General features: G+C 44.2%; 6 protein-coding genes. All 6 read right to left on the bottom strand.

The features are described 5' to 3' along the window. Positions 1–600: 600 nt before the first annotated feature. The 6 genes from QTN47_RS25835 to QTN47_RS25810 all read right to left on the bottom strand — a co-directional run bounded on the left by QTN47_RS25835 (position 601) and on the right by QTN47_RS25810 (position 13597). Positions 601–1236: a gluconate 2-dehydrogenase subunit 3 family protein gene (locus tag QTN47_RS25835; RefSeq protein WP_369332348.1), complete on the bottom strand. Its 636-nt coding sequence runs from the start codon at positions 1234–1236 to the stop codon at positions 601–603. 19 nt (positions 1237–1255) lie between these two features. Further along, entirely contained in the window at positions 1256–2995 is a 1740-nt protein-coding gene (locus QTN47_RS25830) for a GMC oxidoreductase (protein WP_369332347.1), read from the bottom strand. Positions 2996–3656: 661 nt separating this feature from the next. After that, a complete protein-coding gene (locus QTN47_RS25825) occupies positions 3657–5405 on the bottom strand; it encodes a purple acid phosphatase family protein (RefSeq protein ID WP_369332346.1) in 1749 nt (582 codons plus the stop codon). Between the two features lie 151 nt (positions 5406–5556). Then, complete coding sequence (locus tag QTN47_RS25820; RefSeq protein WP_369332345.1) at positions 5557–7794, bottom strand: DUF7133 domain-containing protein; 2238 nt, start codon at positions 7792–7794, stop codon at positions 5557–5559. A gap of 20 nt (positions 7795–7814) precedes the next feature. Further along, positions 7815–8963, bottom strand: a complete 1149-nt coding sequence (locus QTN47_RS25815; protein WP_369332344.1) for an acyltransferase family protein — start codon at positions 8961–8963, stop codon at positions 7815–7817. 164 nt (positions 8964–9127) lie between these two features. Continuing rightward, on the bottom strand, positions 9128–13597 hold the full coding sequence (locus tag QTN47_RS25810) for a ligand-binding sensor domain-containing protein (protein WP_369332343.1): 4470 nt from the start codon (positions 13595–13597) through the stop codon (positions 9128–9130). Between the last annotated feature and the right edge of the window lie 27 nt (positions 13598–13624).

Raw genomic sequence — 13624 nt, 5'->3', positions numbered from 1 at the left:
TTTTCAAAACCCACTTTAACCAACCGGCGCCAGGATGTACAATAGCATTAAACAATAATTTATCTTAGGAACGCCGATGCAATCGGCTGGAAATTAGTAGACACGAGTGATCCTGCGGAACACTCGCGCCAGAAGTTAATAAGTTTTATCTCTTACAGTCCGGATATTTCTCGTCCCCTATTCAAATATTAGGCGATTTATTTTCAAAACCCACTTCAACTAACCGGCGCCAGGACATACAATAGCATTAAACAATAATTCATCTTATGAACGCCGATGCAATCGGCTGGAATTAGTAGACACGAGTGATCCTGCGGAACACTCGCGCCAGAAGTAAAGATGCACGTTGCTAATTTATACTTACACGCTTGGTTGTTGGTGTGCCAGCTCTCATCGCCCGCACGACACACAGAACAACGGCGGACAACGTAGATGTGTAACACCAATGCTTGTAAAAAGTCTCTGACCATCGCACAGGGGCCCAAAGGAGATATTGCGAAGAACCTCGCACTATTGAGACTATTCAGGAAAAGAAAAAAGGTTCAGGATTTCATTTTGAAGTTCCTGAACCTTTTTTCTATGAGGATTTAAAACCCGGGGTTACCCGAATTTCGCATCTTCCAAACCATACTTTTTAATATCATCTTCTGGCACACCTTCCCATCTATTCGGACGATTGCCCATATAGCCTACATCTTCCATACCCATTTTGCTGCTGAAAAAGCCACTGGCTGTGAGACTTCTCATCCTGTTGAAGAAGGCAACACCCTGCTGCATTTCGGGCTTTGCCAGCGTAGGATATGCGATCTCATCGATCAGTTGCAGTTGCTGCTGTTTTGAACAGTCAACAAAGGCCTTTCCATAGCGGTTCAGGCAAGTAACATCCGTCCAACGGAGTCCACCGCGCATAGGAACCTGGTGCTCGGGCATGTCCTTTACAATGAACTCAATGAATTCCGGTACGCCCGCATCTGATGCACTGCCTGATTTTTCATCTTTGGGAATAATAATATCAGCAAGTACAGTGATAGTTGCCATTTCCGCTTTGGTAAAAAATTTCTCTTTTTCCAGTGCATTTTCGCGTTCAATCTCATTGGGTAAACGGTCTGGCCCGCCGGTTAACGCACCGGTGGTAGTCGTTTCTTTGGACTCTGCTTTGCTTTTGCAGGCTTCCACCAGTACCGCGGCTGACAGACTGGTAATACCTAGTGCTCTTAACGATTCGCGTCTGTTCATATAATGTCTTTAAGATTGATCAAATGTTTTGTTTTTTACTTTCTTCCAGGATATACTCAGCAGTTCTCATAGATAAAGCGAGGATAGTCCAGGTAGCGTTTTTGTCAGATTGTTGCACCTGGTTTGCACCATCCACAACAAACACATTTTTGCAATCATGCGCCTGGCACCATTTGTTGAGGACTGATTTTTTGGGGTCACTACCCATCCTGGCCGTTCCCACTTCGTGGATGATCCGTCCCGGAGCTTCAAGTCCCCACATATCTTCAGGACCGTGTTGCTTACCGGTTCTTATTGCACCCATTTCGTGAATGATCCGGTCAAAGGTTTCCTGCATGTGCTTTGCCTGGTTGATCTCATCACTGGTCCATTTATAATGGAAACGAAGAACAGGAATACCGTATTTATCAACAACATTCGGATCTATCTCGCAATAGTTATCGTAGCGGGCCATACCCACACCACGACCAGCCATGCCAAATGTGGTACCGTAAAACCGGCGGTAATCATCTTTCAGAGATGCACCGTATCCCCCGGCAGGTTTCATTTTACCATCCCTGCCAGGCACTTGTCCATTCATGGTAGGCACACCGCCACCGAATCCGTAACCCGGCATCCCCATGCCACCACCAAATTCAATATGATAGCCACGGGGGAAATCAAGCTTCTTATTGTCAAGCACCCAGGGCGCGAGGATATGTACCGATCCAACACCATCTTCATTATAACGTTTACGGTCCATCAGTTGCGGAAGGAAACCGCCCTGGGATGCACCGGTTGAATCCTGGAGGTAACGTCCCAATACACCGCTGCTGTTACCTATTCCACCCGGATGTGCTGCCGATTTGGAATTCAGCATGATACGGGTCGATTCACAGGCACTGGCACCAAGGATCACGCGTTTTCCAAGAACCTGGTATTCACTCATGTCTTCTTTGCTCACATAAGATACGCCGGTTGCCAATCCATTTTTGTCGGTTAGCACTTCACGCACCATCGCATTGGAGATCAATTCAAGGTTACCTGTTTTCAAGGCAGGAATAACCAGGCAGGATGAGGCGGAAAAGTCTCCATAAACTTTACAGCTACGGCCACACTGTCCGCAGAAGAAACATTGGCCACGGTCGTTATTACCCGGAAGTTTCTCCGTTAAAACAGATCCACGGCCAGGAATAACTTTTACACCGGCTTTAGCAGCGCCTTTCATGATGAATAATTCGGGCAGCCTCGGTTTTGGCGGCGTAAGGAAAATTCCATCCGGATCATTCTCCAGTCCTTCCTTTGTGCCATAAATACCAATCATCCGGTCTACTTTATCGTAATATGGCTTTACTTCATCGTAAGTAATTGGCCAGCGTTCGCTGATGCCATCATCGGGCTGGAAATCTTTTGGTCCGAAACGGAGCGAGATCCTTCCCCAATGGTTTGTTCTACCCCCCAGCATACGCGAGCGGAACCACTTAAATTCAGTATCATCCTTTTTGGTATACGGCTCTCCATCAAGCTCCCATCCACCAAACGCAGCATCAAAATCCCCGAAATTCCGGGTTTTGGTGCTGGCTCCGCGACGCGGGGATTCATAATTGAATTTAAGTTGAGCAGAATGTTTTGCAGGGTCGAAAAAGGGGCCTGCTTCAAGCATCAGGACCTTAAAACCCGCATGAGACAAAACGTAGGCAGCCATACCGCCACCCGCACCGGAACCTACAACGATCGCATCGTAAACTTTTCCGGATTTTTTAATTTGAAAATCACCCATAAACAGAGAATAAATGGCTTCTATAAATTGTTTAACATCGTTAGCTTGTCAATATTATCGATTCTTATCGAAATTTAGTGTAGACGAGTGCACTTCTTTTTAAATTAGTCCGGCAGTTGTCACTTTTTTTTCGGCAAACACTCAAATGCACCTTACAAAAGCAGGTGTTCATAGATACCGCCCTTGTGCAATTGTTCAGACAATTACTGTAATCTTTCCCATTTCTCTTTCCTGGCGCGAGTGTTCCGCAGGATCACTCGTGTCTACCAGTTTCGAGCCGATTGTATCGGCGGATGTTAAAAATATTGATAATTAATTTGTCATTTGACAATCTGTATAATAGTATCAAACAATAATTTATTTTATTATTCCCGATGCAATCGGGTTGAAATTAATGGACACGAGTGATCCTGCGGAACACTTGCACAAGAACCGATAATAGTTTCTCCTTTCATGATGCACCGTCTCTAATACCGCCGATGCAATCGGCCTGGAATTAATAGACACGAGTGATCCTGCGGAACACTCGCGCCAGATATTGCCAACCCGACATACGCAACAACGGCGGACAGCCTAAGTGTGCAATAGCAGCGGCGGCATAATCCTGCCCATCTCACAAAGTCCTTTACTTAATCTCAATCCATTTGCCTATTGCAAAAAACTACTTTTTAATCACAAATGAATCAATCACCCTGTTATCTGAATTCACTGTTCTGAAACTCATTTTCTTTCCTTCAATCTTCACATACTGATAAATATCTCCATTAAAATTCCTCACAACAGTATAAGGTTCTTCAGGGTGTTTTTCCGGCGTTGTTGGAATGGCAACAGACTCAACATAAGCAGTGCCTTCGTTATAGGAACCGACAACTTTTCCTCCTTTCATTGGCTTGGTACGCATATAGTAATGAATATGTCCGTTCATCACCATATCCACATGATACTTGTCGAAAATGGGTACCCATGCTGCCTGGATGTCGGGATACGGCTCATCCCAATTGTATGGTGCAAAATGGAACATAACAAATTTCCAGGTGGCATCACTTTTAGCAAGCTGATCTTCTATCCACACTTTCTGCGAGTCGACGGAAGCGGTGGATTCAATCATCAGGAACAAGGCATTTTTATACCTGAATGAATATGTATGTTCTGGGTTAACGCCAACCGGTGCATTTTTCGGATAGCTGAACAATGCACGATACATCCATGCGCCCAATCCCTGCCGTGTGTCGTGATTGCCGATTACGGCCATTAATGGCTTCCGGTAAATCACATCTTTGGTAAAATGAAAAAGGTCATCCCATTGATCGCGATACAGACCTTCTGTTACCATATCACCTGCAATGGAATAAAATGCAGCATCAGGATGAGACTGATCTGCCAGGTTATATAACTTTGTTATCGTAGGTGAATGATGGGTATCGCCGGTCCAGACAAACGAGAATGAACTATCCGGCGCTGGTGTTGAAAACGTACATTTTTTGTTCCAGTCAGCTTGCGGCGCAATTTGGTATTCATAGGTTGTTCCCGGCTTTAAGTTTTTTAATTGGGCTGTAAAACGGTTGATATACCTGTCATTCATTAAATTGCGATCTTCCATTTTAAATTTTTCGGCAGCCATCGACATTATTTTGGATGATCCTTTTTCCCGGTAGTTCACCTTTCCTTCTTTAACAGTGGTGTCAGTCCGCCACTGGATATCGATACTTGTTGACGGATCAGCACTCCAGGTAAGCATCACCTGGTCAGGCGTGGAAGAAGACGGGTAAGCTGTTTTACGAAATGCTCCAACCAAATGCGATTCTGTTCCCCTTCCCCTGATAGTTGTCAGCAATTTTTCTCCTTTCATATCGGCCGGGACATTCATCAAAACCAGTTCGGTCCAGTCGTGATAGGTAAATGCGCTATCGTTAAGTGTTCCCACATACTGATTTGCAGGAAAGAAATTACTTAGTTCAAGCTGATCCTTTTTATTTTGTGGGGTAACTGAAACAAAATAATGCAGCATATAATCTTCAAAACCATTTACGCCTAATCCAACATGTCCTGCGTTAAAATTTTTCTGCCAAACCTCATAAGTCACCTGTTCATTTTTCATGGTTTTGCTGGTCTTTACAAATCCGGCAGAAGCCAACCAAAATGGTACCGTTTTTTGTGCCGTGCTTCTCATTACAGACACTACTACCGGCACATTCACATCAAACATCCAGTGCTTAGTTGCCAGTACCTTTTTTTCGTCGTCATTAAACAAAGCCATAACCTGCTCGTTGGTCAGTGAATCCAATTGTTTTTGACTCATGGTTTTGTAAAGCTTAGTAACCGTTTGATCCATCACGTCTTTTACTGTTTGTTCCCGGATACTTTTATCTGCACATGAATTGAATGTTGTTACCACTAACAACATCAGCATGATTGAAAGAGTTGAAAATTTACTTTCCAATTAATGTTATTTTTTAATGATTTACTCAAGATATTTTTAAAACTATCACAGCCATCATATTCCGTCCGGTGTTCTTGCAAGAACATTCTCACAAGCCGGCGGAATTCCCAGAAAGTCCGGTCTATAACCCTTTTGTCTCCACACTATTCTTTACCTTATTCAATTCATCAAGCGTCCACGAAGTATTCCTGTCGCCAACTTCTTTTCGCACTCTTCTTATGTCGTCGCGGTGCACAACGCTGGCTTTGTTGCCCATACTGTTCCGGATGTAGCTTAATACTTCAGCAATATAATCGTCTTCATTGGCGCCTTGCGCAGGCATTACATCAGGATATTTTTTATTATCAACCGGCCCTTGCAAGCCATTTAGCAATATTCGTATAACAACATCCATATTGCCATTCACTCTTGCTGAACCTGCTAAAGGTGGCGCCACTTTTGATGGGAGCCCCTTGCCCTCAGGGCCATGGCAGGTAGCGCAAAGCTGCCTGAAATTCAGCGCGCCGTCCATTACAAGTTTCCTGTCCCGCCAGGGCATGTAAGCGATATCGGCTCTTAATTTATTTAGTGCCTCATCCCCTTCTTCCAGGCTTTTTGTTGTAGCGTGTACCACAAATTTGTTTGCTTTGTTATTAGTTGCAAGCTCATTAAGCAAAGCCTTTGCCTGTGCAGTTTTGCTGAACCGTAACGATAAAGCGAGCTGTATTTTAACATCGGCGGTTGTGTCATTCTTCAGCGGCTCCAGTTGCGTTAAAAGCGTTGAATCGCCCTTAGCCAGTAAAGGCTCAGTTATTCTTATGGCAGCGCAACGCATTTCAGGCGCCTTATCTGTAAACATTTTCTGCAAGAGCTGCGGGCTAAGCGCATGCAGGCCATCGAGCGTCCATAACGCGTGCAGCCTTGTATACAATGCTGCATCATTGCTCAACACAAGACTTTCAAGCTGCGGGGTCACAGATTTATCACCACGAATTACCAGCAGCCTTTGTGCGTTATCCCTCCACCAGCCGTTTGCGTTGCTAAGTGTTTTCACCAGCTCATCGCTGCCAGCCTTAAGCAGGTTTGGTTTGGGGCCGGGCTTGTAGCCATCATGCACCAGGCGGTATATGCGGCCGCGGCCAATATTTTTATCCAGGTTTTTACGCTGGATCTGTGGGCGCAGATAACTGCCTTCTTTTGTCCATGCACTTTCCTGTATAATGCCATGATACATATCAACTATATACATGCAGCCATCAGGACCGGTGGATGTATTTACCGGCCTGAAATTCATATCGGATGAGGTAAGAAATTCTGCTTTGTCGTAAGCGTTCTTCACAAATGTTTCTCCGTCCTTGTTAATCACTTTGGCTCTGCGGATCAGTCTGCCGACAGGCTCGCAAATAAACAGGTCGCCACGCATGGTTGCCGGCAGTTTATCGCCCCTGTAAACGGTTTGTCCGCATGATGCTGTAAAATGGTTCAGTGTGCTGTCTTTGCGCAACCGGTCTGCGCCACCCTGCACGTCGGGCGTAATGATGATCGGATAAACTGAATCAAAATCAGCTATGCGCTGGTCATCAAAATCAAGTCTGCCATATTTCGGGTTTTGCTGAAAGTTAACAGCAGGTTCTTCTCCGCCTGCTGATGAATAAAACAAGCGGCCGTAATCGTCACTGGTAAGTCCCCATTGCCCGCCGGGTGAATCATTGAGTGAATCTGCTACCAGCATGCCATTATCATACCTGTAACGTACGGGATTGTATGTTACATAAATATAGTTGTCTATATTCCAGATAAGGCCGCTTTTCTGGTGTTCAAGGTTGGCATTATCCGGTGCATCATTATGAAACACCATTGTTTTTTCATCTGCAACGCCATCTCCATTGGAATCGCGGTAGCTGTACAGGTTATAAGTATAGGTTTCACTAACCACCAGCTTGTCATCCAGCGGCAGCATCATGCGCGGTAAAACAAGGCTGTCGATAAACACCGAATGTTTATCCATTTTGCCGTCGCCGTTTGTATCTTCTAACAGCGAGATCCGGCAAACAGGCAAATGTTCACCGGTGCCGTTAATGTCCTGCATATAACTGCGCATTTCAGCCACATACATTTTACCGTTAGCATCCCACACAACGGCAACAGGCTCCTGCACCATTGGTTCACTTGCCACAAGTTCAAGATGGTAACCTTCCGGCAAGTGCATTGTCTTCATGCTTTCTTCCGGCGTAAGGAAGGCGAATGATGGGTTAGTGTCGGGCTTATCAGGTCTATAAGGAGGGGCTTCGCCCGGTTGTTTACAGGATGCTGCAACCAGCAACATACATGCAGCAATAATTTTGGTAAAGGCAAGCGTGGTTTGTGGCTTGTGTAACATAGCCCTTTCTGTTTAGTTGATTAAAGTTTTATAAATATTTTTTTACGGTAGAGCCACCATGCAGGTATGAAGTTGATACATACAAAAAGCAGTGCATACAAAAGACTTGCAAACCTTGCATCTGCACCGACGCTGGTTAACCCTTCCATAAATTTTTCATTAAGCGAAGTGCCTCCAAATTTAAATTCGTAAAATATCAGTGCCCACACATCTGCCAAAAAATAAATAGCAATAGCATTGGCCCCGAAAATTATACCGGGCTTTGTGCCCTTTGTTTTACCTTTTATATCAACCAAAAAATAAAAAGCGCCAAACAACAGGGCTGCAAAACCAGAAGTGACCAACACGAATGAACTTGTCCAAAGATTTTCGTTAACCGGAAAAGCAAGCCCCCAAAAATAACCGGCAATAGCTGAAAAAACACCAGCCGTCATAAGATAATTTACTTTTTCTTCCGGGCTTTTTTGACTCAACATGAGCTTGCCCGCAAGCATACCGGTTATACAGGTAGCCACTGATGTTACTGTGCTTAATATACTTTCAGGATCCCAGGTGCCACGCCACATGGTGCCGGGTAAAAACTTGCTGTCGAACCAGGCTACAATATTAACGCCGGGCTCCAGCATTACCTTACCAGCGCCTGGAGTGGGTATGCAGGTCAGGGCCAGCCAATATGAAATAAGCAGCGCGGCTGCAATCCATGCCTGTTGTTTCCAGTTGGTGTTGAGGTATAAAATGGCGCATATAAAAAACACAACTGCTATTCTTTGCAATGTGCCCGTCCAACGAATGGCATGAAAGTTAAAATCAGGCATCAGGTTTAAGATCATGCCAACGGCATATATTTTGAGCGAACGGAAAAAGATCTTTTTGTATAGCGTTGACCGTGAAATGCCTTCATCAAGTCTTTTAGCATAAGCAAATGCAATGGATGCCCCGACAAAAAACAGAAAATACGGTGCTACCTGATCGGTAAATGATAATCCGTTCCATATTGTATGCCGCAGTGTGAAATACACATGATCCTCACTACCTGGATAGTTTACTACGATCATTGCCGCAATAGTAAAACCCCTTAACGCATCAAGCGATACCAGGCGTTTAGTTTGTTGTTGCAATACGCCCTTAGTTTGCTGTTGCGATCCGGGGCGCTTAGTTTGTTGTAGCATTACATGTTTAATTTTCAATGACATTCATTAAGTGAAAAGTGAATAGTCAATAGTGAAAGGTGCCAGAGCGTCTCTATTTTGCAGCCACACATTTGCACATTCGCATATTTACACATTCGCACATTTACACATTCGCACATTTGCACATTCACACATTCGCACATTCACTCATTTACCGGTGCGCTTATTTTGCCGAAATAACGGCCCATCCAATAAGGCAATAAGTAAACATCACCTCCCCCTAATTCGGACTGACCATTGCCCTCGGCATCCAGTTTAAACAGGTTTCTGTTGTGTTTATTTTCAGGCCTTTCATCAGGCGGCAATACATCTTTAACAGGCCATTCCATTTTAGTGTTCTCTTCATATGTCAGATCCTGCCGGCTGCTGTTGTGTATGCGCCAGGTAGACAGGTCAAGCGGCATTCGTTGTAATTCCCAAATGGCCTCGGTCAGGTCAAAGTTTTTGGCACCTGTTATAGCACCATAGCAAAGGTTCCATAGTGCTTCCTTTTCAGGCCGGATGATATTCCAGTGGTCATGTATGGCTTCCCTGTATTTGCTTTTAAGTGTGTCGTTAAGTGCGTACGGATACAAACCCCAGTAAGCAAGAAAATACATTTCATCGTCTGAGGCATTCCATCCGCCTGACAACATCTGGCTCCATTTATCTGCTGTCGGCGGCGCGGGACCAATATCAGCAACAGGCCTTGCGAGGTTATCAAGATAATGATGCTTATACAGTAATTCTTCGGCCATAGCCTTGTATTGTTGCTTACCCGTAAAATGCCATGCTGTTTGCAAAAAGCTGATGATGTTGGATGAATACAGTTTCTTATCACCTACCATATCGGGAAACCTGTTTATGTGTTCCGGATTCCAGCGACCCCACAGTGAAGGTTTGCCGTTAAAATCAACCAGCGTTAAATTATTGATTACAATATAATGAGTGAGTTTATCAATAAGGTTAATGGCCCTCTTCTTCAAAATGGCATCATCCATATATTGTGCTACCATGGTAAGTGCGAAGTATTGTCCAACTGCCTGATCACTGCTGGCAGAGCCTCTCCAATCCCATTCACCGCCATCGGTATGCCGCCAGCTACTCGGCACATGATCATAACCAGGGTACCAGTAGTTTTTTACTTCTTCACGGATCTCATCATGAAAAGAGACGACGCCTGTACGCTCAATACAGCGGCCAAACAAACCCTCAATACCGCTTAGTGCAAAAAGCCTTTCCATGGCTGCGATTGATTCAATGCAATTTTGTTTAGCCTCATCGTCATGTGTAACAAGATAGCGAAACAGCTGGGATGCAAGGTACATGGATGTCCATAGATTATCGCTATCATGCGGCCCCATGATAACAGCAGCCGTATCGCCCTTTCTTACATTGGTATAATCACAGTAAAACCCATAACGTATATGCCTTTTACGAACTATATTTTCATAGTATGCGGCTTTTTCATCAAGGGTCATTTTATCAGCGCATATTTTTGCCAGTCCCTTCGTGGTTAATACAAGTACGATGTTGTTATCGCCTTTAGCAATGCTTGTTACAATATCCGATGGCAGCCATCTTTGCGAAGCATAGTAATCATACGTACTGTCTTTTTTTAGCATAAAGGCTCCTTTTGATGAGCCAAACCAAATACAGCTATCAATTTCTTCAATGACTGATATGTCTGCACAAGGCAATTTATGATTGATAACGCCTGCTTTATAAGATGGTGCTTCTATCTGCATAAAACCATCGTGTGTACCTATCAGCAGCCTGCCATCCAGGGCTTTAAAGCAGGTTAAACCTTCACCGTTAAAAACATTTACCAACTGTTTCTTTACTGGCGAAAAAGAAAAAATGCCCCTTGCTGATAGCACCCAAAAAAGGTTTTCATTATCCCTGAACTGGATAGCCACAACACTATCCGGTATTTCACCGGACCAGGCAATTTTACCGTTCTGTAGCAGGGATAAGCGCTTATCACCGGCAACAAGAAAACAACCATCTTTACCGGCGGCAACTACATTAGCTGCCGGCAAGAGATGAGGTGTGTACAACGTACCTGCCCAGGCATTGCTGAATACGGCCTTGTCATCAGTGTATACAAATTCATTTTTAGAAGTTGTAAGTGTTGCGATCTTTTTTTTAATAATGGACAGGTAAGCAACATCTTTAACAAGTGTGCCACTTTCTAATAATTCACCGCCACGTGGCTTTAATAAACCATTTGATGACAACACCTGTATATTACCGTTATGGTCTTGTGCAACACGGGTCAACTTAGCATCAGTATCATTCAAATAGTATTTAACGCTGTAGCGTTGTGTGAAAGGAACGTCTCTATGCGATGCCTTTGCGGCTGCCACGGGCTTTTCGGCTGCTTTGTTATTAACTGGTTCGCTTATCACTTTTAAATAACGGCCCATCCAATAAGGCAGCAGCCATATATCGCCGGCGCTTAGTTCTTCGCGCCCATGCTCATCCCCGCCGTCGAGATCAAACCTGTTTGCATTATGCCTGCTGATACGCAATTCATCCGGTGGCAGCACTTCTTTAGTGGTCTGGTTTCTAAAATTGGCAGGGATGGGATCAATATCTTTACGCTGACTGTTGCGTACTTTCCAGTTGATCATATCCATCGGGTATTTTTGCAAATACCATATTGCATTGTTAAGATCAAAATCATGCACATCTGTAAGAGCCGTAAATATGTTCCAGGCGCCTTCTTTCTCGGGTCTTTCAATCTGCCAGTGATCAATAATAGCCTCTTTATATTTAGCTTTCAGGGTGTCGTTAAATGCGTAACGGTAAAGTCCCCAATAGCCTACAAAATACATTTCATCATCAGAGTGGTTCCATCCGTCAGACAGCTCCTTACTTAATTCGTCTGCATCAGCAGGTGCATAGCCAATGTCTTTCATCGGCCGCATAAGGTTCTCCAGGAACCCATGTCTATTCATCAGCTCAAAAGCCTTGTCTTTATAAATACTTTTACCGGTAAAATGCCAGGCTGTCTGCAACATGGCGATAATGTTAGAGGAGGTGATCTTTCTGTCACCTACTATTTTTGGTCTTGCATTTACATACTCAGGATTCCACCTGCCCCAACGGGTTGGTTTGCCATCCCAGTCTATCATGTACAGGTCATGGTCCACAATATGCTGCATAAGCGCATCTATCAGCTTTATGGCTTTATTTTTCATGGCTGTGTCATCAACCAGCTCTGCAATGGCACCAAAAACAAATATGTGCCCAATAGCTTCATCACTGCTGGTGGTTGACTTCCAATCCCATTCCGGATGTTCTGCGCGCTTCCACACCTGCGTATCAGCAATAGCATATCCCCTTCTTTCGTAGGACCTTGCAGGAAAGCCTTTCAATGAAGTTACCGTATACAAACGCTCCATCGCATCGAGCGATTCTCTACAATTTTCAAGCGCCTCAGGCGATTTTGTTGCTGCATATCTAAATACTTCCGCACCCAGGTACATAGATGTCCATAGGCCGTCATTATCAGAATCCTCCAATGAGCCGGTGCTTACATCTCCGTCCTTCATTCTTGAGATGGTTGCATTAAAGCCCAGGCGGATATGTCTTGATCGCACCTGCTTTTCATAATACATTGCCTTGTCATGCAAGGTCATTTGTGTAAAACGAATTTCACTCAACCCTCCGGTGGTAAGCACCAACACAGTTCCGTTACTGCCAGTCGAGATATCAGTTACCATATTCGATGGCAGCCAGCGTTTAGAAGCGTAATATTTATATTTTCCGTCATCCTGCAGCATAAAGGCTCCATCCGTTGAGCCAAACCATAGTTTGCCATTGATCTCTTTAACAACGGTTAGGCTGGTAGCCGGAATACGACGCTGCATATTCCCAATGGGCCTTCCGTTACTGGCATCAAGCATGATGTAGCCATTATGTGTACCAACTACAAGCCTTGTGTTATTATTTGTCAGTGAAAAACAGGTTAAACTATCGCCTTTATATTTTGTTATGATCGAATTGTTTGCAGGTGAAAATACAGATACCGTATGCTCACCCAGCAGCCAAAACTGGTTGCGCTTTTTGTCGAATACAATATCGACTAGTTTATCATTGGTGTTTCCCTTCCACAATACTTTGGAATCTTTAATATATTGCAAGGATGTACCATCTGACAATAAAAAGTCAAAATCTTTGCCTCCACTAAATAAGCTTGCTGCAGACATGGTGTGGCGGCTGTAAAGGCTGCCTGCCCAGGCGTTGCTTAATACCGCTTTATCATCCAGGTACACAAACTGGTTTTGATAGATACCTATGTTGCTAATCTTTTTGTTTAGCATAGCCTGGTAGCTAACATCCTGCATCAATTGGCCGGGGTATAAAAACTGCCCGCCTGATACGGTTAAAAGTCCTTGCGAAGAATGTATTTGTATAACACCATTCCTGTCGCTGCATACTCTTTTAAGTACTACGCCGTTGTTATGGCTGAGCAAGTATTTTATACTGTAGGGTTGCCGGTAAGCAGTGTCTTTGTAAACAGGCTGTCCCTTGGAGTTAACTCCCGGTCCGGGCGAAGCCTGTAATCCACTCCATAAACAACACAGCAGTAACGGCAATTGTATGCGGTTTAATAATTTCATCATCAAAGTTTGTGTATAGATTACAGTTAA

This window comes from Danxiaibacter flavus, assembly GCF_041060425.1.
Lineage (GTDB): Bacteria > Bacteroidota > Bacteroidia > Chitinophagales > Chitinophagaceae > Danxiaibacter > Danxiaibacter flavus.
This window is presented reverse-complemented; position numbering and strand designations above follow the sequence as displayed.